Below are 26,097 nucleotides of genomic sequence, written 5' to 3'. Positions count from 1 at the left end.
TAGCCCTGACCCGGCGGGGCGAGGGGTGGACTTCCTATAGTGCCCACGAACCTCGAGTTTGGGCTTCGAGATTCGGGTCAGGCACTCTCTGAGCAGGAACACTCAACGTGGCAAACAAGCACTACGACTTTGTGGTCATCGGCGGCGGTCCCGGCGGGTATGTCGGCGCGATTCGGGCGGCTCAACTTGGGTACAAGGTCGCGTGTGTTGAGCGGGCCAAACTTGGAGGGGTGTGTCTGAACTGGGGGTGCATTCCGTCCAAAGCCCTGCTCTCGAACGCCGAACTGATGGAGAAACTCAATCACGGTGATTTCTGGGGCCTCAAGATCGAAGGCGAGATCAAGTTTGAGTGGGACAAGGTGATCTCGCGCAGTCGAGGGGTGGCGGAAAAACTCAACAAGGGTATCGAGTTTCTGCTCAAGAAGAACAAGGTCGATCACATCGTCGGGTCGGCCAAGATTGTGCGTGCGCGCAAGGGCAAGGAGCCATGCGCGGTCGAGATTTATGATTGTCAGGTGCAGGAAGAGCGGACCGATGCGCCCGCCAGGCCGGCAGACAAGCCGCGCGAGACGATTACAGCGACCAACGTTCTGATCGCGACGGGCTCGGTCGCGCGCGATCTTCCTTTTGCCAAGTTCGGCACGGATCCGAAGATCTGGGGTGCGCGCGAGGCCATGTACAACAAGGAAAAGCCCGCCAGCCTGATCGTCGTCGGCTCGGGTGCGATCGGCATGGAGTTTGGTTACTTCTACCACTCCTTCGGCACCAAGGTCACGGTCATCGAGATGATGGACCGCATTCTGCCGGTCGAGGACGAAGAAGTTTCAGCTGCCATGCTCAAGCATTACAAGAAGGCGGGCGTGGAGTTCAAACTTGGTTCGACGGCGGTCGGTGTCGATGCCAAGAGCAAGACCGTGAAGGTCACGATCGCGCCGATGAAAGATGGCAAGCCCGACGAGAGCAAGAAGGAAACGCTCGAAGCCGACCGGATTCTGCTGGCGATTGGAGTCGGAGGCCGCTACGACGGGTTATTCGATGACAAGCTCGGACTCGAGACCCACAAGGGGCACATCAAGACCGATTATGTCCCCGGTGTGTATGGCGACCCCAAGCACATCGACTACAAGACCAATCTCGAAGGTGTTTATGCCATCGGCGATGTCATCGGTCCGCCCTGGCTGGCGCACGTTGCAAGCGAAGAGGCGATCCTCTGTATCGAGCGTATTGCCTGGCGCGACGGCAAGGAAAAGCACGAGCCGATTCCGATGGATTACTCCGTCATTCCCGGGTGTACATATTGCCAGCCACAAGTCGCCAGCGTTGGTTTCACCGAGCAGGCGCTCAAGGCTCAGGGGCTTAAGAAGGGCGAAGACTACGAAGTCGGCAAGTACAATTTCCAGGCACACGGCAAAGCCATCGCGGCGGCTCACACCGATGGGTTTGTCAAGATCATTCGTGGATTGCCTCGCGGGGAAATTCTTGGTGCACACATCATGGGCGATCAGGCGACTGAACTCATCGCAGAACTGACGCTGGCGCGCCGACTCGAAGCCACGACCGAGGAACTCATTGCAACGGTCCACGCACATCCGACGATGCACGAGGCGGTGCACGAGGCGGCGCTCGCAGCTGAAGGGCGACTGATTCACGGATGACCGCACGCTTTGACCGTGGATGCAAGGCTGCTGGATAGAACCAGCGAGACTGCGTTGCGGTTCGAGTGGCGATAGTGCGATTCGCGGAATACAGAACTTTGTAACAACACCGGAATCGGGTCGGGAATCCCCTTGATTTCGTATTGCGGCTCGCGCTGACTTGTGGTACGCTCAGGCACATTTCTCCATTCGGAGAGTGACAAAGGAGTGCTGTGCCATGAACGCGACGATTGCGACTCTTCTGGCTGCGGCTTGTGCCTCGCTGGCAAGCGGTGCTGGCCCTGATCTGATCGTGGGGGATCTCTTCGGCCCGACTCGGTGGGGCAATGATGGCAACATTCACGCCTATTCGTTCGGAGTCGCAACATGCAACGTGGGCAACGAGCCCGCAGCGTGGCACGCCAGTTCGTCCAATCACCCGATCATCACGATGAACCTGTATCGACTTCACGAGGGTCGATTTGAGCAAATCGGCATGAGTTGGGCGCATCACGGTTTCTTTGCGCTGCAGCAGGCGCTGTGCCAGACATGTACTCCCGGTACGCCGGGGGCGCAGCTCGGGGCGGGATGCTCGGAGGTCAGCAGTGCGTCGATCATGGGGCAGCAGCAGGGACTGGGAGCGCGATCCCGCATCAACCCATTCACCGGAGTGTTCGAGTTTCCTCAACAGGAAATGGGATCAGTTGGGAACATCATCTTCAAGCGTCTTCAAGTGCACGAGGCCGACCTGACGACTCCGGGTGCCAGTTACTATGCAAGTGCCCAGATCGTCTCGAAGGATGAATCGCCTACCGGCACCAACAGCCTCTCATGGAGACCCGTGACGGTGGCGCCAAACTTTGGGTTGACTTTCTCCGGCCAGACGCGGCGCATGCAGCCGGCAATCTTTGCGTGGGCAGAGGCTCATCCACAGGTCACTCTGAATCACGTTGATCTGCCCGATGACGGACGTTTCTGGGTCGGGGCGCTTGTCACGGACAACAACGACGGGACGTGGACCTACGAGTACGCGGTCGAAAACGTCAACGCCCATCGTGCCGCGAAAGGTTTCTTCGTGCCGATGGGCGACGGAGTCGTCAGCGTGATCGGGTTTCACGATGTTGAGTATCACTCTGGTGAGCCTTACAGCACGACAGACTGGGCGAGCGATATCAATGAGGGCCATGTCCGGTGGAATGCTGTCGTGGACTCTATTGACGAGGCGAACACCAATGCACTGCGGTGGGGAACGCTGTACAACTTCCGTTTCATATCGACCAGCCCACCGACAGCCGGAAATGTCAGGATCGAACCGTTCCTCGATGGAGTGCTCGATGTGGTGGACGTTGTATCGCTGATCCCGTCGACTGCGCCGTGCTTGGCCGACTTCAATGGTGATGGCGATGTCAACTTCTTCGACGTTCAGGAATTTCTGGCGGCGTTCTCGGCCAATGACCCGGCTGCGGATTTCAACGGCGACGAGTTGATCAACTTCTTTGACGTGCAGATCTTCCTTGGCCTCTTCAGCGATGGCTGCCCGTAAAAGGCCCGGGATAGGCAGGGAGTGATATCGGACGAAAGATCGCGATTTTTCTGACTTTGGGCATTCTGTAGCACTTAAACGCGGGTACGCTGTGTGTTTCAAGTCTCGCCAGACTCCGCTCGGAGGAGTGCGGTGCTGGTGCAGAGACTCTTAGACGGAGGGAGCAAACATGTTGAGCCGAGTGCCTGCTGTGGCTGCGCTTGTGATGTGTGCTGGTGCCGCGGTGTCGCAGACCGAATGGGTGAATGCGGCCGGTGGCAGCTGGAATACAGCGTCGAACTGGTCGCCCATGGATGTTCCCAACTCGCTCGTCGAGACGGCGCTGCTTGGTGATCTGGGCGTGGCATACACCGTTGGGTTCAATCTCTCGGCCAGCATTCTCGGGGTCACGCTCCACATGGGCAATACTCTCGAAATCGAAGCCAGTCGAATTTTCAGCCTGGGTAGCGGGGGGTTCATCAACAACGGATTGATCATCATCAACCCGACAGGTTCCAGTGTCGATGCACTTTTTCGAGCTATCGATCCCACCAGCATCACGGGCACCGGGCATATCGAACTCAACTCGATCACCGCCGATCTTGGCGATGCACGACTCAGCGGCACCGGTTCAGGCGTGCTCACCATCGGCCCCGGTCAGGTTGTCGCTGGTTCCGGCTTGCTGACTGGCCCCATCATGCTTGAGGGCACCATCAATCCCGACCGCAATGGACGCGACATTCAGCTTGCAGGGGACATCGACGCCAGTGCGGGGGGCATCATCTTCGGCTCCGGCGGCGGCAAGGCCATGCTCTCAGGCACCATTGTCGGCGGTGCCATCAGCAGTGTCGAGGCACAAGGAGCGGCAGCAACCATCAATGGATCGACTTCCACCGGCGACAATGGGGTCCGCCCGGGCGCCACACTCAGCATCCTTGGAGGCGGGCTTGTCAATGAGGGCAGGTGGGTCGTCAATACCTCCGCATCGACGACCAACGCCCTTGTGCGTTCCACCGAACCTGCGACCATCTACGGCTCGGGCACCATCGAACTCAACAGCATTACTGCAGATATCAACGACGCACAACTCAGTGGTTCGGTGGATGCAACGCTCACGATCGGTCAAGATCAGACCGTCAACGGTTCGGGCAGTGTCTCCGGCCCGGTTCATCTGCTCGGCACCATCAATGCCGATCGCAAGAATCGCGATATTGCAGTCTCTGGCTCGATCACAGCTTCTTCGTCCGGCACCATGCAAGGCACCAACGACGGGACAATCGCATTTCAGGGCAGCCTCGCCGGCGGCCATCTCGCGGGCGGCGTCGAGGCACAACTCTCCACCGGAAGTCTCGATGGTGTCACCTCCACCGGCATCAATGGCCTTCGCCCCGGCGCAACCCTCAGCGTCATCAATGCCGGGCTTGTCAACAACGGCACATGGATCATCAACACCACCGGCTCGACCACCAACGCCCTGCTCCGTTCAACAACACCCAGCAGCATCTCCGGCATCGGCAAACTCGAACTCAACAGCATCACCGCTGACTTCAACGACGCACAGATCGCAGGGGCTGCTGGTGCCACGCTGACCATCGGCAGCGGGCAGACAATCTCAGGTTCAGGTGCTGTGTATGGGCCCATGGTGCTCGATGGTGCCATCAACGCCGACCGCACAGCACGCGACATCGTGGTTTCGGGCTCGATCAACGCAGGCATCGATGGCATGCTCTGGGGGTCGAATGGTGGGGCTGTGTCGCTCCGAGGCACGCTGAGCGGGGGGCACATCGCCGGGAATGTCGAAGCCGATTTTTCACAGGCGATCTATGACGGCGTCTCGGCGTCGGGCGTCAACGGCGTGCGCCCGGGTGCCACACTCAGTCTCGCGGGCGGCGGGCTTTCCAACAATGGCACGATCGTCGTCAATACCGTGGGTTCGTCGACCAATGCTCACATGCGCTCGATTGCCCCAGCGGCCATCGTCGGCGACGGAAATATCGAGCTCAACAGCATCACCGCCGATCTGGGCGATGCTCAGATCGCGGGCGCTACCGACGCCGAACTGACCATCGGCAGCACACAGACGATCTCGGGCTCAGGCTCAGTTGCCGGCCCAATCGTGCTTGATGGCATGATCAGCGCCGACCGCAACGGACGCGAGGTTGCTGTCTCGGGCCAGATCGACGCCAGTGCAGGCGGAGTCATGCAAGGCACCAACGGCGGTACAGTCACCTTGTCGGGCATGATGACCGGCGGCATGTGGCTTGGTGGTGTCGAAGGATCGGGCAGCGCGAGTCGTGTCGACGCGACGACTCTTGAAGGAGTCAACGGTGTTCGCCATGGAGCCACGCTCAACATCGGCGCGGGAGGCATGACCAACAACGGCACGCTTGTTATCAACCCGGCAGGATCCTCAACCAATGCGCGACTGAACACTTCCGAGACAGTAACGATCGGTGGCAGCGGAATCATCCTGCTCAATGCCACTACAGCCGATCTTGGCGACGCACAGATGGGAACCACAGGTGATGGATCGGTCACAATCGGTCAACATCAGACCATTGCAGGGAGAGGCGCGTTGGATGGCTCGTTGACGATTCTGGGCACGCTCGATCCAGGATCTGATTCAGATCGCACGAGCCTCATTCACATCGGTACTTTGCCGATGCTGGCCGACACTACACAGCTCAAGTTCGACATCGCAGGCGCAGCGATCAACGATTATGATCGACTCACGACGAGCAACCAGGGCCTGTCGTTGGATGGCACACTCAAGATCGAGTTGCTTGATGGCTATGTCCCGCCTTTCAATACTCGCTTCACACTCATTTCCGGCCAAAACATCGTTGGCCAGCCCCACACGGTTCTTGTCCCACAGGTCGGTCTCGGGATTTTCAGGCTTCAGATCACAGCGACCAAGGTTGAAGCGGTGTGGACATGCGAGGCCGACGTCAACGCAGACGGCGTGCTCGATTTCTTCGATGTGCAGTACTTCCTCAACGCGTACACCAGTCAGGCTCTTTATGGCGATTACAACGGCGATGGCCTCATCGACTTCTTCGACGTCCAGGCTTTCCTGAACGACTACGCACTTGGTTGCTTCTGACGCTCCAGTTCGTTCGTGGCTTGAGAGCTCAAACGGCTCGACTTGACGCGATGGCTTGGTCGAGTCACAATCTTCCCGCACGGATGCATCTGGTTCCAGGCGTCTTGTGCTCGGCCGGAGGTTCATCATGAGAAGTCGGTCGCATTCAGGTTTCAATCTTTGTGTGCCGCATTGTATTTCGGCCGCGACCATCCTCGTGGGTGTCATCTCGCCAAGCGTCGCACAAGTCTTCAGTGACCCAGCCGTCAGCTACGTCATCGAGACCAATCAGACCGCTCAGACGATCGACACCGACCTTGGCGTTCCGATCTGCTCTGTGCCGTGGCCAGGCAATTGGAACGGCTCACAGGCATTGTCGATCAGTCAGATGTTGACCGAGTTCAACGGCGGATGCCCGCACACCACACTCGGGCGCGATATCAATGCTCAATCGCGCATCATCAACAGCAACTCGATATCCGTAGTGATCCTGTGCCGCATCAGGGCAAATCTTTCCAGCCAGATCGGACAGGTGGGCTTCGCGATCGGCCAGATGAGCACGCAAGTGACTGGGAGCGTTGTTTTGCATGAATGGGTAACCGCCGACATCGTCTGGAACTCAACAGCCAACCAGGCACTCCAGCAGGCGCAGACCTACCTTGACACAGAACTCGTCGGACCGGTCGATCCACTGACCAATCAGGGCGCGTTGATTCACGAAACATGGAGCGGGACAACCAGCGCAACGATGGCCTCGACCCAGAGGCTGCTTGCTCCGGGCCGATACGAGTTGCGCACGACCAGCACCGGATCGTTTGTTCCTGCGGGCGGGTTCGTGTTCACGGCGCAATCAAGCGCGTCTCTGGGTGTGAGCCATTGGGTGCCCGCCATGCCGCCAGCGTATCTTGATCTCACGGGCGATGGCGTTGTCAATCTCGACGATGCGTGCGCGTGGGCCAATCAACCGACCGACGCCAATCAGGATGGGACTATCAACGCACTCGATCTTGAACTCATCATGGCCCTGGCTCGCGCCGGCGGCGACACCGTGACCGACCAGAACGGCGATGGGCTGCCAGACCAATGCGTCTGTCCGGCCGACTGGAATGGGGACGGGGTGCTCGACTTTTTTGACGTCCAGGGGTTTCTCGGCGCCTATGCAGTCGGCGCGCCTGCAGCAGATTTGACGGGCGATGGAAGTTTCGACTTCTTCGACGTCCTCCAGTACTTATCCCTGTTTTCGGGAGGGTGCTGAATCTTATCGGGCGTTGACGACCGATAACTCAAAGATCTTTCTGCACTTGCAGGTACGAATTCAACAAGAAGTTGTCGATTTTTGAGTTGGACTGCCCAGGAAAAGCCGTTACACTGATCCTTGCGTCCGTCTCGCGGAGAGGCTGGCGATTGGGCCTTTTATGGATAGGCGATGCTTTGGAACAGGCATCGCTGCAAGGGAGAATGTCAAAATGAAGAAAACGCTCAACGGTGGCCGCGTGTCGGCCGGATTGGTTGCTCTCGCTGCACTCGCAGGGACCTCGGTGGCTAACCCGGACGTGATCGTCGGCGACCTGCCGAGTGCTGTGCACTACGGGGCGGTCGGAGGCATGAGGTCGTACGCCGTAGGGACGACGTCCTGCAACATCGGCACGACCCCGCTGTTGTGGCAGGCCAACAACCCGAATCACCCGGTCATTGGCCAGAACATGTATCGCGTCTGGAACGGCCGCATCGACAACATCGGCATTTCGTGGCTCAAGCACGGGTTCACCGCTCTGACACAGAACCTTTGCGGCTCGTGCCAGAATCCCGGCACCGGCAGCCTCCTCGGCGTGAACTGCTCTGACCCCTACGGCGCTTCGCTCAACGGCAGCCAGGGCGGCCTCGGGCCACGCTTCCAGGTCAATGCCTATACCGGTGTCTTCAACTATCCATGGGCCAACCCACAGGGCTCGACCGGCAACGCGATCTTCAAGCGCTGTCAGGTGCCCGAAGTGGACCTCACTGCCGCAAACTACCCAGGCGCGCTGTACTTCTTTGAAGGCCACTATGTGACCCCCGATGATGCTCAGGCGGGCAACGGCGGCAACAACGCTTCGTATCGCCGCTTCCGCGTCAATGCAGACTTCACACTCACCGCTCAGGGCACAACCCAGCGCCAGAAGGCCGCCATCTGGGCGTGGAAGGACAACGGCCTGGGCATCGGCGTTCCCGATCCCGACGTGGACATCACCACTCATTTCGCTCCCAGCGATGGTCGTTATCACGTCGGTCGCAAGGTCAAAGACAACGGCGACGGCACCTGGACCTACACCTATGCCATCCAGAACCTCGACTCCGATCGCTCAGGCGCATCGGTGGTCATCCCGCTGGGCAATGGTGCTTCCGCCAGCGATAACTACTTCCGCGCACCGCATTATCACTCCGGCGAGCCTTACGACAACACGCCGTGGGCGTACACCAACAGCGGTTCGTCGGTCTCCTGGGGCAACCCGGTCCCGTGGACCAACAACCCCAACGGCAACGCACTCCGCTGGGGCACGTTGTACACCTTCCAGTTCGTGTCTGACGGCGCACCGGTCGCTGGCAACATGACCCTCAACCTCTTCAAGCCGGGTCCTGGTGGCACATCGATCTCCATCCCCACGCTTGTTCCGGGCGATGTCAAGGTGCCGTGCCTTGCCGACTGGAACGGTGATGGCAACGTCGACTTCTTCGACGCCCAGTTGTTCCTCGGCGACTTCTCGGCCAACAACCCCGCCGCCGATCTGAACGGCGATGGCAACATCGACTTCTTCGACGCAGCGATCTTCCTGCAGGCGTTCAGCGACGGCTGCCCGTAATCGAGCATCGAATCAGGTAGATATTCCTCACGCCCCGCTTCTTCGGAAGCGGGGCTTTTTTATCCTCGCTTTTGTTCGTATTCGAAGATTGGTTCTTGGTTCAAAGCCCATGCTCTGGTATGGTGGATGCTCAACACATGAGGGGTCTTTGGATGAAGATATGTCTCGGGGTGATCTCGACTTCAATTGCGACGATTTCGGCGTGCGCACAGCCCGCGACACAGTGGACATTTGAACTCCAGTGCCGATCGAGTCTCAATCCGAACATCCCCCCGTTCAACCTGCCACCGAACAGTTCGCTCTCGAGCCAGTCGGTCGCTTTGGACGACGACGGCTCGGTGGCCATTCGGGTTTTCCTTGCTTCTGGTGTTGCGACCGAAGGCATTTTCTTCGGCTCGGACGGGATCGGGGGGCTTGTCCACGAGGTGAATAGTTCCGAACCGGTGTACACCTCCGGGCTTGGCAATCGCAACGGCCGCCTCGCTCTGTCGTACCTCCTGCACCCAACTCTCGGTGCGGAAGTGCGCAGCACCAACGGCACGCTGCTCCATTCCTATCCGCTCGGCGGTCCCGAAGGCATCAGTGGCGTCTCTGCGATTTCCATTGCGGGTGACGGCGCGATCGGGTACCGGGGCAGTTTCGGCTCGGGCCAGAAGAATCTCATCGAGGAGTTCATCGGCGGCGTTCGCAACGCAACGCAGATCGCCAACACGTTCGACGGCCAGTACACGTTCCTCTTTTCGCCTCAGATCAACGACGCCAGGCAGATGGTCGGCAAGGTGCTTCCGGCTTCGGGCGGCCAAGCCGTCATGCGATGGAACCCCGGCTCCCCACCAACGCTCATCGCCAGCACCGCAGCGACATACAACTCGTTCGTCAACAGCACCGCTCTGGCACAAAACGGCACCGTAGCGTTCACAGGCAGGCGATCAGCCGACTCGATCTGGGAAGTCGTGCGCTGGGATCAGGGCGGAACCCTGACCCCCGTGGCGCAGGGTGGCGACATGGGCATCATCAATGGCTCACTCGCGAACTTTCCCCCGGTTGTCAACTCGCAAGGGCTCGTTGCCTTTCGACCAAGCGATGCGCAGAGCACCGCGCTCTACGCGGGCGACGGCCTCGGGCTCGTCAAACTCGTCGAGTACGGCCAACCGATCGAAACCGACATCGGAACGCTGACTTTCGGGTTCGACTTTGGCGGCGGCACGGGCAAGCAGGTCATGAATGGCAATATCGCCATCAACGACGCCGGGCAGATTGCCTTCGCGGCGTTCTTCAATAATGGAACGATCGGGGTTTTTGTGGCGACCCCCGTCGTCGAGTGCGCGGCTGACTATAACGGCGACGGCGATGTGAACTTCTTCGATGTACAGGCTTTCCTGTCGGATTTCTCGATGCAAAACCTCACCGCCGACCTCAATGAAGACGGGGAGTGGAATTTCTTCGATGTCCAGATTTTCCTTCAGTCGTTCAGCGATGGATGCGATTGAAGTCCGGTAATGCGCGTCAGTTGGGCGCTTTGGAAGCACGAAGTCGGATCCTCCGGCTGTGAAACTGCGAATGAGTTGGCTATTGTTCGATGAGGGTCGGCGTCAGCCGAACAAAGAGAAAGCACACCATATTTCCTTGGGAGGGGAAACACCATGCGAATCGCAGCGCTCGCCCTGTCTTTGTCTATCGTCGGAGCACCAGCCTTGGCGGACATCACGCCTCTGACGACCGTTCTGGTTGCCGACGGGCTCGTCCGCCCCATCGGAGTGTTTCATGCTCCGGGCGACACCACCCGCATCTTTGTCATTGAGAAGCAAGGCATCGTCCGCATCATCGAGAACGGCGCTCTGCTCGCCACGCCATTCATGAACATCGATCCCATTGTCGGCGGGGGCACAACGACGTCATCCGAGCAGGGCTTGCTCGGCATGGCATTCCACCCCGACTATGCGAACAACGGCAAGTTCTACGTCAACTACACCAACAACTCCGGGCACACCACCATCGCCGAGTATCTCGTTTCGGCCGATCCCAACATTGCCAATCTTCTTTCGGCCCGCATTCTGCGGGTCATCAATCAGCCGTTCTCCAACCACAACGGCGGGTGGATGGAGTTCGGCCCCAATGACGGATATCTCTACATCGCCATGGGCGACGGCGGCTCGGCCAACGATCCTGGCAACCGTGCTCAGACCATCACCAATCAGCCTCTGGGCAAGATCCTGCGCATCGATGTCGATGGCAACAACGCTCCGGGCGGGCAGTATGGCATCCCTGCAAGCAACCCGTTCGTCGGTATCACCGGCGATGACGACATCTGGGCGTACGGCGTCCGCAACCCGTGGCGCAATGCCTTCGACCGGGCCAACGGCGACCTCTATCTCGCCGACGTCGGTCAGAATGCGTGGGAAGAAATCAACTATCAGCCCGGCACCTCGGTCGGTGGCGAGAACTACGGCTGGCGCTGCTACGAGGGAAATAACGCGTTCAACACCACCGGGTGTCAGCCTGCTGCGACGATGGTCTTCCCGGTGCATGTGTATGGGCGCGGGTCCGGGTGTTCAGTCACGGGCGGGCGTGTCTATCGCGGCTGCCGCATGCCTGAGAACCATGGCACGTATTTCTTCGCAGATTACTGCTCGAATATCATCTGGTCGTTCCGCATGGTCAATGGCGTACGGACCCAGTTCGCGGTCCGCACCGCTGAACTGGCGCCGGGCGGAGGCCTGAGCATCACCAGCATCACGTCCTTTGGCGAAGATGCCAACGGCGAGATCTACATCTGCGATCAGAACGGTGGAGAAATCTTCAAGATCGTTCCGGCTGGCGCGACCGTGGCCGACTGGAATGGCGATGGCAATATCGACTTCTTCGACGTCTCGGGCTTCCTGGCCGAGTTCAGCGGACAGACTGCCCGCGCCGACCTCAACGGCGACGGAGAGTGGAACTTCTTTGATGTGCAGTTCTTCCTGACCGTTTTCTCCACAGCCTGCCCAGCGAGTTAATCGCACACGCGGCACCAGAACGCCACGCGACAACAGACTGAGTCTTCCAAGCCCCGGCTTCAAAAGTTGGGGCTTTTTTCATGGCGAAAAAAAGGCTCCGGGGCGAAGATGTCCCGGAGCCTTTGTTCTTTGTTCCTTGCGAATCGTTGACCCTTGCCAGCGACTCATGCGACCTGAAGCAGTTTCATGACCTTCTTGACCATGTCTTCAGCTGTCAGCGAGCACATCTGGAGCATCTCCGCCGGCGTGCGGGCGCTCTTGGGGATCCGCCGGACGAACATCTGATCAAGGCTGAACCCGTCGCCCGATGTGGTCAGTGCGTCGGCCACTGCGGATCCAAGGGAGGCGCCGTAGTTGTCCTCGATCGAGATCGCGTAGCCGTTGTTCGACGAGATCACATCGAGCAGTTTTTCGTCGTCGAACGGAATGGAGTACATGTCCACAAGCGTGGCGCTGATGCCGGCCTTGTCGAGCAGCTCGACCGCGCGGTTTGCCTCGTGCACCATGTATCCGCAAGCGAGCAGCGCGACATCGCGCCCTTCACTGAGCACCTCGAATCCGCCAAGGTTGAAGACGTGGTCGTCGCTGTAGAGGAACTCGGTTTCGGCCCGCAGCGTGCGCATGTAGCACATGCCTTCATAGTCGGCCATGACGGCGGTCAAGGCGTACGCGCTGTAAGCGTCCGAAGGCTGGAGCACGTAACAACCCGGATTTCCCCGGTGATCCTGCACGGTTGCCAGCGCCCTGAACCACGCCACGTCGGGCAGCGCCATCTGGCTCGGGCCATCGGATGCGAGCGTGATTCCGCTGTGCGACCCGACGATCTTGAGGTTGGCCCCGCTGTTCATAGCCATCTCGATCTGGTCATACCCCCGCGTGACGAACTTGGCAAAGGTCGAACAGAACGGGATCTTGCCCGCTGCCGAGAGGCCCGCGCCAACCGACATCATGTTCTGTTCCGCGATCTTGCACTCGATAAACCGATCGGCCATGGCAGCATCGCGGGCGAAAGTCTCGGCGTAGGTCGAGTTGCTGACATCGGCATCGAGCACCACCACATCCGGGTTGGTCTGGCCGAGGGCGCGAAGCGCCACGCCATAGGCCCGGCGCGTGGCCATGCGTCCCGCGTTGATCATCGAATCCATGTCCATTGAGCGCATCATTTTGGTCAATGACGGGACATCGACACCGGCTGTCGATTTGACGGGCGCTTCCTGGGGAGGCTGAATCGTGAACTCGTCCGACCGGGCGAGCGAACTCGTCAGCTCGACGCGGCGTTCATCGAGTTCGGCCAAAGCCTTGCGCAGGCTGTCGCCGGTCGGCGGCTTCCCGTGCCATCCGTTGCCCTGAACACTCGGGGAGCCCCAACCCTTGACCGTTTTGGCGACTATGGCCATGGGTGGGGCCGAGTCGGATTGCGCAGCCGTGGCGAACTTGGCCAGTGCATCGCGGATGTGCTTCGGGTTGTGGCCGTCAATCGTGATGACGTCAAACCCGCAGGCCCGCAGTTTTCCTTCGAGTCGTTCATGCGATTGTTGCGCCGAGACCCGCCCTGCCTGGCCGTATTCGTTACAGTTGAAGATTGGCAGGACGTTGTTGAGCTTGTGGTCGATGATGAAATCAAGGGCTTCAGCCACCTGTCCCTCGCGGGATTCGCCGTCGCCGATGATGCAGTACACGCGCCGGTCGCTCTCATCGAGTCGAGCCCCAAGCCCGACCCCGGCTGCCACGCTCAGGCCTTGGCCGAGCGAACCCGTCGCTGCGTCGAAGAACGGGAACCCTTCCATCGGGTTTGGATGCCCATCGAGCACGCTGTCCCAAGATCGCAGGCCGCTCAGGTCAGCGACCGAGAGTTTCCGACGACTGCCGGGGTCGCGCCCGACCTGCATGCCCAGAATCGCAGCGGCGGCGTACACCGCCGGAACGGCATGGCCTTCGCTCAGCACCAGCCGGTCGCTGGTTGGGTAGTCCGGATGATCCGGGCTCCAGCGCATGGCGTGGAACATCAGGACGGTGACGAGGTGGCCGATGCTCATCGACGAAGTGGGATGTCCGCTGCCGCTGCTGGCACACATTTCCAGCGAAAGTCGATTGATTTCAATGGCTTGCGCGTGAACTGCCGCTTCAAATGACATGCCGGTCCATCCTTTCCTTCACGCATGGGGGTTTGTGTGCCGCTCTTGGCCCCCGACTGCGTGGTTGTTTCGTGAGAACACCCCACCCTCCGCAAGCGGGTGCAGGTGATCTACAGCATAGCCCAATCTGCCACCCCTTGCGTCACAATTGATCAATGAACGGCCCTGATCAGCGGCCCCAAGTGCGATCTTGACCCCCTTGTTCCGACGCACGGGCGGTGAGGTCGGTGTACACTCTGTCCTACTCAACGTACGAGGATCCACCATATGAAGGTTATCTGTGATCGCCCCGCGCTCCTTGACGCCATGCTGCTCATTTCGGGCGTCGCGGCCTCACGCACGAGCCGGCCTCAGTTGCAATGCGTCAAACTCGTTGCCGAGTCCGAAGGCGGAGCCGGTGAGCTGATTCTCGCGGCTACCGATGCCGAAATGTCGCTGGTCATCCGCCTCGGGCGCGTCGATGTCCAGAAACCCGGGGCGGCGCTTGTCATGGCCGACAAGTTGCTATCGATCATTCGGGCGGAAGAAAACGACCCGACACTCACCATTGAGACCAAGGGCGAACTCTGCCACATCCGCGGCACAGACGCTCACTTTCAGTTGCATGGGTACGACCCCGCAGAAGCGCCCCCGATCCCCGATTTTCAGGCCATCGCTCAGGGCGCAGGTGGACAGCGACCCGCCAAAACGATCTTTGCCCAGCGAGCAGGTTCGCTCGTGAGCCTCATCAATCGAACCACTTTCGCGACAGCCCGCGAAAATTCGAGATATGCGATCAATGGTGTGCTCTTCAAGCGGGCGGGCAAGAAGCTCGAACTTGTGGCGACCGACGGCCGACGCCTCGCGCTGGCACGCGGCACCCTTGTCGACGACGCTGCTTCTGATGGGCCCGTGAGTTGCATCATTCCAACCAAAGCCTTGTCGATGCTCTCCAAACTCGCCGAAGATCCGGAAGAACCGATCAACGTCGCGATTACAGATAACCAGGCTGTGTTCGCGTTCGGTCCACTCGACGACCAGAGCCGGGCGGTCTTGGCGACGCAACTGGTTGAGGGGACTTTCCCGCCGTATGAGGATGTCATTCCCAAGGATCTGGACATCAAAATCGGGCTGGACCGCGACGTGCTGTCCTCGGCGGTGAAGCGTGCAGCATTGCTCACGAACGAGGAATCCCGAGGCGTTCGGATGACGTTCAAGCACGCCGATCGTCAGGTTGAACTTTCAAGCCGAGCACCTGAAGTGGGGGAGGCTTGTGTGACCGTCGATGTATCGAGTTTCGAGGGGACCGACATCGAGATCGGGTTCAATCCTGGGTTTTTGGTTGATGCGTTGAAGGTGATCGAGCAGCCGGAGGTCATTCTTGAACTGAAGGGGCCGAACAAGCCGGGTCTGTTCAGGTCTGGGTCCGAGTTTGTGTATGTCGTCATGCCGGTTACGCTCGGGTGAATCCAACGCGATCCAACTTAAGGCCGAAGGTGGACGGCGCAGTGGCGTTGCGGGCGCGGCGGGTCACACCTATTTCGGGGGATCGTCATGGCGAGAGAGGCTGCGGTCAAGTTGTCGCGTGCTGGCCGGTCGGTTATGGTTTCGGTTCTGTGAAGGATGCGGTGCAACGAGTGTGTGCGTCGGGTCTGATGTTCTGCGCGATTGCGGGGCTTGCGGTGTCGATTGGTTCGGCAGAGGCTTGGGCGCAGACGGTGATTGCGGATCTTGAGCCTTACGAAGGGCGCGTGATTCGCGAGATCGTCCTTCAGTCGATGGTCGAAGGCGATGAACTCGATGGACGACTTGAGCAGATCGCCCGGAACAACATCCGTTCGGTGAGCGGGTCGGCGTTCCGGTTGCAGACGGTGCGTGACGACGTCAGCCGACTGAACCGTCTCAATGTGTTCGGAAATGTGCGCACGGGGGTGCAGTTGTTCGACGATGGCAGCGTGCGTCTGATCTTCACGCTCTCGGAACAGCCCGTGATCTTGGCGATTCAGGTCGCGGGGAATCTGAAGCTGACGGACCAGACAATCGGGCGCGTGATCGACCTGATCGTGGGCGCGCCGGTTGATCGGTTTCAGGTCGATCGCACCGCCCGCAAGATTGAGAATCTGTATCGCGAGAAGGGGTATTACTTTGCCCGCGTCACTGTCGACGAGCGCGAACTGACCGAGAGCGGCACGATTGTGTTCGACATTCGCGAAGGCGAGCGGGTCAAGATCACCGACATCCGGTTTCAGAACAACCAGTCGTTCGAGGATCGGGAGTTATTCCGCGAGATCAAGACCAGGACTGCCAACCTCTTCAAGAAGGGGCAGGTCGACGATACGGAACTGGACACGGATGTCGGGCGTCTGATTCAGTTTTACCGCAACCAGGGATACCTCGACGTACGCATCGGCTACAGGCTGCAACCGGCACCGAACGGTCGCGAAGCGATTGTGACGTTCATTGTCGAGGAAGGGCTGCTGTACACACTGCGCGATGTGATTGTGGAGTATCGCGATGTCGAGCCCGAGGCTGCGATTTTCGACCTGCCGCAGATCGAGGGGTTGTTCAAGGTCAAGCGTGGCGATGTGTTCGGGGCGCGCGACATCGAAGTAGGCGCTCGTGATGTGGTCTCTGCCTACGGCAAGCTTGGCTACATCAACGCCAAGATCGAGCGGTATGAGCTGCGCGATCCGGACAATCCGCTGGTGGATCTCAAGTTGATCGTGACGCAGGGCACCGCGTTTCGCACCGGTCTGGTCACAACGAGCGGGAACACGCTGACACGCAAAGAGGTCATTTTGCATGGCACAGAGTTGCTTCCGGGTCGGCCTCTTGACTCGAGTGCAATTGACGCGACGAGGCACCAGTTGACGCAGCGGCGGCTCTTCGCGCCTCGCTCGATCAAGATCACGCCTCAGCCTCCGGACCCGACGGAACCGGATCTGCGCGATGTGCTGATCGAAGTGACGGAGACGAGCACGGGGGATTTTTCGATCGGGGGTGCGGTGTCGAGCGACATGGGCGTCACGGGGCGCATTTCGCTGACACAGCGCAACTTTGACTTGATGGATTGGCCGGACACACCGGGCGAGTTTTTCAGCGGCCGGGCGTTTCGCGGTGCGGGGCAGACGATGAGATTCGAGGCCCTGCCTGGCAATCGTGTGGAGACCTATGCGATCAGTTTCATCGAGCCCTATCTGATGCAGACTGATTACACGCTTTCGACGCAGGTGTTCTATCGATCGCGCGATTACGACGAGTTCGATGAGCAGCGTTACGGCGCGCGTTTTGGCATAGGACGCAGATTTGGGACGCGATGGTCAGGATCGCTGAACTTTCGCGCCGAGTCGATTGACCTGAGCGATGTCATTCCGGATCGTCCAACGGATATCTTCGACGTTGCGGATCAGAATTTCCTGACGGGCATCGGCATCTCACTGAGTCGTACGTCGCTGGATGATCGTTTTCGTCCGACGCGAGGTTCGGGAACGTCGATCTCGATCGAGCAGGTCGGGGCTATGGGCGGAGATTTCGAGTTCACGCGGTTCGAAGCGGAACACACGTTGTATGTTCCGATCTTCGAGGATTACATGAGTCGTCGCACGGTGCTCAGTATGACGACAAAGGTGGGGTACATCCCGCAAGGGCGAAGTGAAACTCCGACGTATGAGCGGTTCTATCTCGGCGGGCAGGGTTTCCGTGGGTTGCAGTATCGCACGGTCAGCCCGCGCGGGGTGCGCAACGACAATGGCGAGCCGAGCGACGATCCGATCGGTGGCACATACATGTTCTTTGCCGGGGTGCAGATCCAGCAGCCGATCTTTGAGGAATTGTTCAGCATCGTGGCGTTTATTGATTCGGGAACCGTGACGTTCGATCCGGGTTTTGAAGACTATCGGGTGACGGCGGGGTTCGGGTTTCGGTTTTATGTGCCACAGTTGAGCCCGGCGCCGTTGGCTTTCGACTTTGGTGTTCCGCTTATGAAGCAGGACACGGACGACACGAGACTCTTCACGTTTTCGATCGATATTCCATTTCAGTAGCGAAGCGGCTACTCTTTTGTGTGCAAGCGGGGTAGTGGGTGTCAGTGAGCGAGCCGCATGGGCGGAGAATTGTCAGACGGAGTTCAGACCAAGGAGACGAAGCATGAGTGCGCCGATCGCGGTTCAGATTCGCATTTCTCGAGTTGCAGCGCTGATGGTGATGGTGTCGGTGGTGGTCGGGGCGGTGGCGTGGCGTGCGACCGCCAGCGAGCGGTATGTTCGGCCTCCGGCGACGCCGACAGCTGTGGCGGTCGTGAATCTTCCGATCATTCTCGAAGGGCTTGAGGAACGACTGGTGCGGCAGGGTTCACTGGATGATTCGGGAAAGGCCAGACAAGCGCAGCTTGATGCGTTGAGCGGGCGGATCAAGGTCGTGGAAGAGGACTTGAAGGTGCTCAAGGCCGGAACGGCGGAGTATCGGGAGAAACTGATCGAGCTGCGCGAACTTCAGGTGAGTCTTGAAGCTCGGTTCAAGTTGCTCAATCAGGTGTTGAGTTTTGAGCGCGGCGCGGTGTTGCGTGAACTCTACTTCAAGATCAATGACGCGGTTAAGCGCGTGGCGGAGCGTGATGGGTACGACGTGGTGCTGCTCAACGACGAGGGATTTCAGATTCCTGAGGAGGCTGGGCAGGACGACATGAATCGCGCTGTGCTGTCGAGGTCGGTGCTGTATACGCACGAGTCGGTGGACATTTCGGCGGCAGTCGTTCGGCTGATGAACAACGAGTTTCAGTCGGGTCGGCGTCCCTGAGTCGATGCCATGACCGTTTCATGCCTGACAACCGGGCAGGTGGCTCAACTCATCGATGCGGAACTCGTCGGGCGTGACGATCTTGTGATCGAGCGACCGGGGACGATCGAATCGGCTGGGCCTGGCGATATCTGCTTTATCAGGTCGGCGGAGTATGCGTCGAAGTGGAGCCGGTGCAGCGGCTCAGCAGCACTTGTGACACGCGGGATCAACGTGCCTGGGCATGATCCGGCGACCAGGGCGCTCCTGATTGTGTCTGACGCGGACCTCGCGCTTGTCAAACTGCTTGAACATTTTACAGCCCTGACAGAGCACGTTGTCGTCGGGGTGCATGCGTCGGCGGTGGTCGATGCGAGCGCAGAGATTGCGCCGACGGCTTCGATCGGGCCGATGTGCGTGGTGGGAGCTCGAGCGAAAGTGGGCGACGCGGCGAGGCTGGTCGCAAACGTGAGCGTTGGCGAAGGTGTACGCATCGGTGCGCGTTGCGTGCTGCATCCTGGGGTCGTGATCTACAACTGGTGCGTGATTGGCGATGAGTGCATTCTGCATGGCAATGTTGTCATCGGAGCGGATGGGTTTGGGTATCGACCGGCAGCGGGGGGAGTCGGGCTGGCGAAGATACCGCACATCGGTAACGTTGTGCTCGGGCCTCGTGTGGAAATCGGGGCATCGAGTTGCGTGGATCGCGCCAAGTTTGGCTCGACCACAATTGGCGAGGGCACCAAGATCGATAATCTTGTGCAGATAGCCCACAACACAACAGTTGGCAGGCATTGTGTGATCTGTGGCCACACTGGTATTGCTGGTTCGGTGAAGATCGGTGATGGCGTGCAGATCGGGGGCAAGGTGGGTATCCCTGATAACGTGACGATTGGGAGCCGCGCGTCGATCGGCGGCGGGTCTCTGGTGCTCAACAATGTGCCCGAGGGCGAAACATGGATCGGAAGCCCGGCGGGTCCGGCGCGCCAATCACTCGAGAGCCTTGCTGCACTTCGCAGACTTCCAGAGTTGGCACGCGAGGTTCGCCGACTGGGTAAGGTGATCGATGTCGATCGCGTGCAGGAACCATGACACGGCGACGCACCATTGCCAGCCCGGCGCGCGTGAGCGGTATTTCACTGTTTCGCGGGTGCGACTCGACCGTTTCGATGGAGCCTGCTGAAGCTGGAGATGGGGTGCGGTTTGAATATGGTGGGCATGCGGCACGAGCGGAGATTCAATGTCTGAGCCTCGACGCTGTGCACCCGGCATTTGCTGCGATGCCCGCGCGGAGTACGAACCTGAGACTTGGTGAAGGCGCAGTCGTGTTCACCGTCGAACATCTGCTGGCGGTTGCAGCTGCACTGGGTGTGACTGATCTGGTGGTTCGGCTTGATTGCGCGGAGCTGCCGATCGGCGATGGATCAGGCTTGCTCTTTCTCGAAGCGTTCGATCGTGCGGGGCTGATGGAACTGGAGACTGATGTGCGAGGTTTCACGCTTCGAGACGCGCTGAGGATTGGAAAACCAGACGGCGTGCGGATCGAAATCGAGCCTGCGGAGAAGGTCTTGTTCGAGTATCACCTTGATTATGGCCCGGGGAGCTTGATTCCGGCGCAATCGGCACGGTGGGATGGTTCGGCGGACAATTTTCGAAGGGACGTCGCGCCAGCCCGGACGTACTGCCTGAAACATGAAGCCGAGTTGATGCGCAGTCTGGGACTCTTTGGCCGGTTGACGCCACGAGACATGCTGGTGATCGGGGAGTCGGGTCCGATCGACAATGCGTTGCGATTCGACAACGAGCCTGCGCGGCACAAACTGCTCGACCTCATCGGCGATCTTGCGCTTATCGGCCGACCCTTCCCGCTGATGACTGTCAGGGCGTATGGTTCAGGGCACGCGTTGAATCATGAGGCGGCTCGTGCGCTTGCGGCGCTACTCGACGGAGCGATGTCATGAAGGGGATTGCACTCCTGCTCATTCCGATCGTGCTCACAGGCTGCATCCAGCGGCGCATTGTGGTGACGTCCGATCCGCCGGGGGCGATCGTTTGGCTCAATGACACAGAGATCGGTCGTACGCCTGCGGAGACAGCATTCACGTACTATGGACGATATGACGTGCGGCTGGAGTTGCCGGGATATCAATCGTTGCACACGAGCCGCCGCACTCGCGCGCCGTTTCATGAGTATCCCGGGCCGGATCTGGTCGCGACCGTCATTCCGCATCGTTTCAGCACGGTGATTGAGTGGCACTTCGAGCTGGAACCATTTCCTGAGAGTGTGGTGGATGCGGCGGAGTTTGAACGAGGCGTCATCGATCGAGCGCGAGCGTTGCGAGCGCAGACAGAAGAGGGGAAGTGAAAGGTCAGCGGGCCCGTGCTGGCACGCCGACAACGCATGAATCGGGAGCGACATCGCGTGTAACGACGGCACCGGCCCCGACGATCGCGCGATCCCCGATGGAAATGCCGGGCAACACGCGTGCCCCGAGACCGACGAAAGCATCGTCACCGACGTGCACCCGTCCACCAAGCACAACTGTTGGGGCGATGTGAGTATTGGTGCCGATGTGGCACTCATGTTCGATGACAGCAGAGGTGTTGATGATGGCGTGAGGGGCGATGGCGGCTCGGGCCTGAACAACGGCGCAGGGGCCGATGAATACCCCGGGGGCGATGTTCGATGTCACTGCGATGGATGCGGTTGGGTGGATGGCGGTTGCTGTTGTGCGGGCAAGCAAGGGATAGCGAGCCAGGAGCGTCCGCCTCACCATCACGTTTCCGAGTGCGAGCAAGAGTGGAGAGTTTGCGGGCTGGAGGCTCAGCACGGCATGAACTAGGCCGAGGTGTCGCAGCGCGCCCGAGCCTGATGCCAGGACCGCGTCGGCCCGATCGTCGCAAAAGCCGATGACGCTGGCTCCGCCTTGTGCAAGAGCCTCGGCAACGACCAGGGCGTGCCCGCCGCCTCCGACGAGAATGATTCCATGTTCGCTCACGCAGCGAGTGTATCGCTATTGAGTGGACTCCGTCACACGCAGGACTTCGGCGACGGTGGTCCGTCCGGCGATGGCCTTTTCCATGCCGTCCTGTCTCAGAGACACCATGCCGCGCTCGATACACAGCCTGCGGAACTCGGTGACATTGGGGTTGCGTGCGACGACGTCGCGTAAGGAGTCATCGACGGTGAGGAGCTCATAGAGGCCGACCCGGCCGGAGTAGCCGGTGTTGCGGCACTTTTCGCATCCGGCGGGCATCCACATGTGATCGACGCTCAAGCCCTGGAGTTCGAGGTATTCGGCCATTTCTTCTGATGGGGTCTGTTCGGCCTTGCAGTTCAGACACAGTCGGCGCACGAGTCGCTGGGCGAGTACGGCGTTGAGCGCGGCCCCGACGAGGAAAGGCTCCATGCCGATGTTGACCAGTCGCGTGATACTGCTTGGCGCATCGTTCGTGTGCAGGGTGCTGAGGACGAGGTGACCAGTGAGGGCTGCCTGGATGGCTATGTGTGCGGTTTCGTGGTCTCGAATTTCGCCGAGCATGATGACATCGGGGTCCTGTCGCAACAGGGCCTTGAGCGCCCGGGCAAAGGTCATGCCGATCTTCTCGTGCATCTGGGTCTGCGTGACGCCATCGAGGTGATACTCGACCGGGTCTTCGACGGTCGAGATGTTGAGCTTGGTTTTGTCGAGCTGGCGCAGGGAGGAATAGAGCGTGGTTGTCTTACCTGAACCCGTCGGACCGGTCACGAGGACGATGCCGTGGGGCTCCTTGATTGCGTTTTTCCAGATGCGCAGCGCCGAATCGCTGAAGCCGAGTTCTTCGAGTTGCACGTTGATCGAACGTGTATCGAGAATACGCATGACGGTTTTTTCGCCATACGTCGAGGGGAGTGTCGACATGCGCAGGTCGAGTTTGCGTCCCTGCACGGTGCACCGGATGCGTCCGTCCTGGGGGATGCGGCGTTCGGAGATATCGAGATTCGCCATGATCTTGAGGCGACTCGTGATCGCGGCCGACATCGACGCCGGGGGGTTCATCATCTCGAAGAGAATGCCGTCGATGCGATAACGCACCTTGAGTTTCTTCTCGCCGGGTTCGATGTGAATGTCGCTGGCACCTTCTTTGACGGCGGTCTGAATGATGTAGTTGACGTAGCGGATGACCGGGCTTTCGCCGGCTTTGGCCTCGAGGTCCATTGCATCGGCAGCCTGCTCCGATGCATTGACTTCGACGTCGCCTTCCTCAACGTCGGAAAGAATCTCGGAAAGATCGACCTGTTCTTCGCTTCCTCCGCCGACGATATCGAGTGCCGCTCGAAGATCGTAGGATGTGATGAGCACGAGTTTGAGGTTCGAGGCGCCAAGCCTCGATCGAATTTCGTCGAGGAGAAAGACATCGTCAGGACTGGTCGCACCGACGACGGTGCGTGAGCCCTCGACGCGCAGCGGCAGGATGCCGTGCTCCTTGCAGAACTCTGCGGTGAGCCTTTGAAGGAGTTTGCCATCGAATCCGCCTTCAAGACCCTTGTCGAGATCGACGCGCTCGAAAGGAACGCCAGCAAGGTCTGCGACTGCCCGTTGCACGCAGACCTCGTCAACGCCGCGTTCGATCAGCAGTTCGTGCAACTTGCGTCCGGGCGACTGCTTGAGAATCTGCTCGGCGGCGGTCAGCTCTTCAGGTGTGATGTTCCCTCGGCGAATGAGCAGTTCGCCAACTCCTTCGCCCACGACCGGTTCTTCGACGCCTGGTTCGAACACCATCTCTTCATCAAAGGATGGAGGCAATGGAAAGCCTGCGGCGCTCTCGCCGGCGTCGGCCGCATCCGATTCGTCGACTGTGCGTTCCGTAAATCGGCGCTGTGCCGAGGGCATCGACGGCAGCGGGCTGAACGATGCGGACGCCTCATCGATGGCGTGCTTGCGCTCTGGGCGCTGGCGCATCGGGGGTTTGCGTTGAGCGCCGTTCTCAGGCTCGGCATCGGCACCGAGTTGATTGAGGATGTCATCGATGTTGATCTTGCCCGCCAATGCTGCGCTCCTGCATGAGTCGATCGTGCGATTACGGCTTGATTTGAATGCCGGTCAGCCCGAGTTCGTAGATCTTGCCATCGCATTCGAGAATGACCGATCGGTCGCGAATTTCTTTGACAGCAAAGAAGTCGGCCACGACATCGCCCGCCCGCACGATCTGCGTGTTGACTCGAGCGGCCGGGATGCGCCCTCCGACGATGCTCTGAAGTCGAAGCGTTCCCAGTGCGCGTTCGATGGCCTGCTCGCGATCGCGTACGGCGCGGGCTTTGGCTTCGGCGGCTTCGCGAGCGGCGCGTTCTTCTGGCGTCTCGCGCGGGGTGTTGTCAACGAGCGTCGCGGTCTCGACCTTGAGTTCAAACGGGCTTGGCTGAAGAATCTTGCTGGGATCGACCTGCAGCGGACGGTCGCCGCTTTCGAGCGTAGTCATGAGAGTTTCAAATCGGACGGCCTCGATTTTGGGCCGATCGATGCGGTCGAGTGTGACATTGAAGTCGGCCGAAGCGGTCTTGACGCCGACCCCGAACTGGCGCATCAGCATGATGCCCCCCGCCGACAGAACAACCATGAATGCGACGACGATCGCGTGCGACGAGCGAAGCATTGCACCTCGGCCAAGGTCGGCCCGCACAGGCACAGCGCCGGCACCCGACCCGAGATCGACGAAGAGGCGGCTGCCTTCACGACTCTGGGCGACATCGTTCTCGCCGAGGAAGGATTCATCAATGCGATCTTCAGCCATCGTTACCCTCTCCTTGCTGGAAATAGATGCTCATCGTGAACTTCACGGTGATTTCCGGCTCTTTCAACTCTGTTCGGCCGCGCTTGATTTCCATCTGCACGACGCGTGTGATGCGAGGCAGGCGTTCGAGCCGCCGCAGAAACTCGTAGAAGCCTCGAAACGTGCCCGACGTTGTCATTTCGAGTGGCAGTTCCCAATACACCGATGCTTCGAGAGGCTTGAGGCTCTTCAGTGTCGGTGGGGCCAGACCCGATTCGATCGCCAGGCCCGAGACCTGCCGCACAATCTCGTCGACACCCTGCGATGAAGGCAGGCGTGCTTCGTCTTTCTTGATGCGTTCGGCGATGCGCCGATTGGCTTCGAGCAGGTCGGCATTGCGAGACGTTTCATCCTGCAAGCGGCGCAGGATGTCGCGCTTGTGCGAGATCTCGGTCAGCGAGGCTTCGATGTCCCGGTTCTGAGGTCGGAACACGAGAAGGTAACTCACGACCGGAATCATGAGCACAATGAGGAACGTGATGATTTCGCGTGTTCCCAGTTTCACTGCTTGTCCTCCATCGCTCGCATGAGCCCCTGCAGAAACGAGTTGGGCCTCGAGGGGGATGAATCGAGTGCCGTGGAGTCCGCGTCAAAGAGCGTGGTTTCCTCGGCAGCATCAACATCCGAGGCCTTGGCGTCGGGGTTGAGACGGGCCGTGATCTTGAACCGGCGCATCACGACGGTTTCGATTGTGGTCTCGCTGATGAACTGGAGCTCCACCTCGCGCAGCAGCGGAGATGCCTTGAGGCGGGCCAGATAATCAGCAATATGGTCGTTGCCCTCGGCGACACCTTCGATCTCGATACGATGGACAAACGTTGGTGGCGGCACCTTCAGGGGATCGACTTTCTTATCGGTTTCGGACTTGGCTCCACCACGGATCGACGCGACGGGCGATCGGGCTTTGTCTGCTCCCTCAGCAGGGGTTGCACGGATGCGTTCGCCGCTGAGCTTGACTTCGACTAGTGTTGCTTTCGATGGTTTGGCGCGCCAGAGTTCGGCCATCAGGACCGATCGTGGAATGTTGTCGCGTAGTGCTGCGACGATGGTGGCCTTATCCATGATTTCGGCGCGTTGCTTCTCGAGTTCTTCGAGCGAAGCAATCTTGACCGCTTCGTCCTGGAACTGAAGCCGGATGACTTCCTGCTCGGTGCGAACATTCTGCCAGCGCCGGTTGGTCAGGACGAATGCGGACACAACCGCGACCATGACCACGCCAAAGAGCAACAGCGAGATGATGTTCCATTTTGCTTCGTCCTTGCGACGGACGTAGTCCTCTGGAAGAAAGGTGGAGGAGTTTCCGCTCATGAATGCCCGGTTCATAT

General features: G+C 59.7%; 19 protein-coding genes. 13 read left to right on the top strand and 6 right to left on the bottom strand.

Features of this window, described 5'->3' with window-relative positions; translation table 11 throughout:
- Nucleotides 1-107: 107 nt before the first annotated feature.
- From lpdA to KF757_05955, 7 genes are all read left to right on the top strand, one after another.
- Complete coding sequence (lpdA, locus tag KF757_05985; GenBank protein ID MBX3322522.1) at nucleotides 108-1,655, top strand: dihydrolipoyl dehydrogenase; 1,548 nt, start codon at nucleotides 108-110, stop codon at nucleotides 1,653-1,655.
- Nucleotides 1,656-1,872: 217 nt separating this feature from the next.
- On the top strand, nucleotides 1,873-3,177 hold the full coding sequence (locus KF757_05980; protein MBX3322521.1) for a hypothetical protein: 1,305 nt from the start codon (nucleotides 1,873-1,875) through the stop codon (nucleotides 3,175-3,177).
- Nucleotides 3,178-3,346: 169 nt separating this feature from the next.
- Entirely contained in the window at nucleotides 3,347-6,259 is a 2,913-nt protein-coding gene (locus KF757_05975; GenBank protein MBX3322520.1) for a hypothetical protein, read from the top strand.
- A gap of 127 nt (nucleotides 6,260-6,386) precedes the next feature.
- Nucleotides 6,387-7,493 (top strand): hypothetical protein, encoded by a 1,107-nt coding sequence (locus KF757_05970; protein MBX3322519.1) that lies wholly within the window; start codon nucleotides 6,387-6,389, stop codon nucleotides 7,491-7,493.
- A gap of 211 nt (nucleotides 7,494-7,704) precedes the next feature.
- Nucleotides 7,705-9,078: a hypothetical protein gene (locus tag KF757_05965; GenBank protein ID MBX3322518.1), complete on the top strand. Its 1,374-nt coding sequence runs from the start codon at nucleotides 7,705-7,707 to the stop codon at nucleotides 9,076-9,078.
- Nucleotides 9,079-9,230: 152 nt separating this feature from the next.
- Entirely contained in the window at nucleotides 9,231-10,568 is a 1,338-nt protein-coding gene (locus KF757_05960) for a hypothetical protein (protein ID MBX3322517.1), read from the top strand.
- A 153-nt stretch (nucleotides 10,569-10,721) separates the two neighbouring features.
- The gene (locus tag KF757_05955) at nucleotides 10,722-12,074 is read left to right on the top strand and encodes a PQQ-dependent sugar dehydrogenase (GenBank protein ID MBX3322516.1); all 1,353 of its coding nucleotides are present in this window, start codon (nucleotides 10,722-10,724) and stop codon (nucleotides 12,072-12,074) included.
- A 164-nt stretch (nucleotides 12,075-12,238) separates the two neighbouring features.
- Here KF757_05955 and KF757_05950 read toward each other — a convergent pair whose 3' ends face one another.
- Nucleotides 12,239-14,209: a transketolase gene (locus KF757_05950; protein MBX3322515.1), complete on the bottom strand. Its 1,971-nt coding sequence runs from the start codon at nucleotides 14,207-14,209 to the stop codon at nucleotides 12,239-12,241.
- 267 nt (nucleotides 14,210-14,476) lie between these two features.
- Between KF757_05950 and dnaN the strand changes: the two genes are divergently transcribed.
- The 6 genes from dnaN to KF757_05920 all read left to right on the top strand — a co-directional run bounded on the left by dnaN (nucleotide 14,477) and on the right by KF757_05920 (nucleotide 21,326).
- Nucleotides 14,477-15,655: a DNA polymerase III subunit beta gene (dnaN, locus tag KF757_05945; protein ID MBX3322514.1), complete on the top strand. Its 1,179-nt coding sequence runs from the start codon at nucleotides 14,477-14,479 to the stop codon at nucleotides 15,653-15,655.
- 161 nt (nucleotides 15,656-15,816) lie between these two features.
- The gene (gene bamA / locus KF757_05940) at nucleotides 15,817-18,231 is read left to right on the top strand and encodes an outer membrane protein assembly factor BamA (protein ID MBX3322513.1); all 2,415 of its coding nucleotides are present in this window, start codon (nucleotides 15,817-15,819) and stop codon (nucleotides 18,229-18,231) included.
- Nucleotides 18,232-18,334: 103 nt separating this feature from the next.
- The gene (locus KF757_05935) at nucleotides 18,335-18,982 is read left to right on the top strand and encodes an OmpH family outer membrane protein (GenBank protein MBX3322512.1); all 648 of its coding nucleotides are present in this window, start codon (nucleotides 18,335-18,337) and stop codon (nucleotides 18,980-18,982) included.
- Between the two features lie 9 nt (nucleotides 18,983-18,991).
- Nucleotides 18,992-20,053: a UDP-3-O-(3-hydroxymyristoyl)glucosamine N-acyltransferase gene (gene lpxD / locus KF757_05930; protein MBX3322511.1), complete on the top strand. Its 1,062-nt coding sequence runs from the start codon at nucleotides 18,992-18,994 to the stop codon at nucleotides 20,051-20,053.
- Nucleotides 20,050-20,922, top strand: coding sequence for a UDP-3-O-acyl-N-acetylglucosamine deacetylase (locus KF757_05925; protein MBX3322510.1), 873 nt, complete (start codon nucleotides 20,050-20,052; stop codon nucleotides 20,920-20,922). Before lpxD ends, KF757_05925 begins: the two co-directional genes overlap by 4 nt.
- Entirely contained in the window at nucleotides 20,919-21,326 is a 408-nt protein-coding gene (locus KF757_05920) for a PEGA domain-containing protein (GenBank protein MBX3322509.1), read from the top strand. Before KF757_05925 ends, KF757_05920 begins: the two co-directional genes overlap by 4 nt.
- Nucleotides 21,327-21,330: 4 nt before the next feature.
- Here KF757_05920 and KF757_05915 read toward each other — a convergent pair whose 3' ends face one another.
- The 5 genes from KF757_05915 to KF757_05895 are packed head-to-tail and all read right to left on the bottom strand — an operon-like array spanning nucleotide 21,331 to nucleotide 26,095.
- Nucleotides 21,331-21,960: a NeuD/PglB/VioB family sugar acetyltransferase gene (locus tag KF757_05915; protein ID MBX3322508.1), complete on the bottom strand. Its 630-nt coding sequence runs from the start codon at nucleotides 21,958-21,960 to the stop codon at nucleotides 21,331-21,333.
- 15 nt (nucleotides 21,961-21,975) lie between these two features.
- Entirely contained in the window at nucleotides 21,976-23,991 is a 2,016-nt protein-coding gene (gene tadA, locus KF757_05910; protein ID MBX3322507.1) for a Flp pilus assembly complex ATPase component TadA, read from the bottom strand.
- 31 nt (nucleotides 23,992-24,022) lie between these two features.
- Complete coding sequence (locus tag KF757_05905; protein ID MBX3322506.1) at nucleotides 24,023-24,733, bottom strand: hypothetical protein; 711 nt, start codon at nucleotides 24,731-24,733, stop codon at nucleotides 24,023-24,025.
- Nucleotides 24,726-25,277: a type 4a pilus biogenesis protein PilO gene (pilO, locus tag KF757_05900; protein ID MBX3322505.1), complete on the bottom strand. Its 552-nt coding sequence runs from the start codon at nucleotides 25,275-25,277 to the stop codon at nucleotides 24,726-24,728. The genes KF757_05905 and pilO overlap by 8 nt, the downstream gene beginning before the upstream one ends.
- Nucleotides 25,274-26,095 (bottom strand): PilN domain-containing protein, encoded by an 822-nt coding sequence (locus KF757_05895; protein MBX3322504.1) that lies wholly within the window; start codon nucleotides 26,093-26,095, stop codon nucleotides 25,274-25,276. The genes pilO and KF757_05895 overlap by 4 nt, the downstream gene beginning before the upstream one ends.
- Nucleotides 26,096-26,097: the final 2 nt, after the last annotated feature.

The organism is Phycisphaeraceae bacterium (assembly GCA_019636795.1).
Lineage (GTDB): Bacteria > Planctomycetota > Phycisphaerae > Phycisphaerales > UBA1924 > JAHBWW01.
The sequence above is the reverse complement of the archived record's forward strand: the minus strand, read 5'-3'. Positions and strand labels throughout refer to the sequence as shown.

Bases quoted from the DNA above. Each gene is read 5' to 3' on its own strand.
- KF757_05905 (MBX3322506.1), bottom strand. From the start codon at position 24,733: ATGGCTGAAGATCGCATTGATGAATCCTTCCTCGGCGAGAACGATGTC.
- KF757_05895 (MBX3322504.1), bottom strand. From the start codon at position 26,095: ATGAACCGGGCATTCATGAGCGGAAACTCCTCCACCTTTCTTCCAGAG.
- KF757_05975 (MBX3322520.1), top strand. From the start codon at position 3,347: ATGTTGAGCCGAGTGCCTGCTGTGGCTGCGCTTGTGATGTGTGCTGGT.
- KF757_05980 (MBX3322521.1), top strand. From the start codon at position 1,873: ATGAACGCGACGATTGCGACTCTTCTGGCTGCGGCTTGTGCCTCGCTG.
- KF757_05955 (MBX3322516.1), top strand. From the start codon at position 10,722: ATGCGAATCGCAGCGCTCGCCCTGTCTTTGTCTATCGTCGGAGCACCA.
- KF757_05960 (MBX3322517.1), top strand. From the start codon at position 9,231: ATGAAGATATGTCTCGGGGTGATCTCGACTTCAATTGCGACGATTTCG.
- lpxD (MBX3322511.1), top strand. From the start codon at position 18,992: ATGACCGTTTCATGCCTGACAACCGGGCAGGTGGCTCAACTCATCGAT.
- KF757_05920 (MBX3322509.1), top strand. From the start codon at position 20,919: ATGAAGGGGATTGCACTCCTGCTCATTCCGATCGTGCTCACAGGCTGC.
- dnaN (MBX3322514.1), top strand. From the start codon at position 14,477: ATGAAGGTTATCTGTGATCGCCCCGCGCTCCTTGACGCCATGCTGCTC.
- KF757_05970 (MBX3322519.1), top strand. From the start codon at position 6,387: ATGAGAAGTCGGTCGCATTCAGGTTTCAATCTTTGTGTGCCGCATTGT.
- KF757_05935 (MBX3322512.1), top strand. From the start codon at position 18,335: ATGAGTGCGCCGATCGCGGTTCAGATTCGCATTTCTCGAGTTGCAGCG.
- KF757_05965 (MBX3322518.1), top strand. From the start codon at position 7,705: ATGAAGAAAACGCTCAACGGTGGCCGCGTGTCGGCCGGATTGGTTGCT.
- KF757_05925 (MBX3322510.1), top strand. From the start codon at position 20,050: ATGACACGGCGACGCACCATTGCCAGCCCGGCGCGCGTGAGCGGTATT.
- KF757_05950 (MBX3322515.1), bottom strand. From the start codon at position 14,209: ATGTCATTTGAAGCGGCAGTTCACGCGCAAGCCATTGAAATCAATCGA.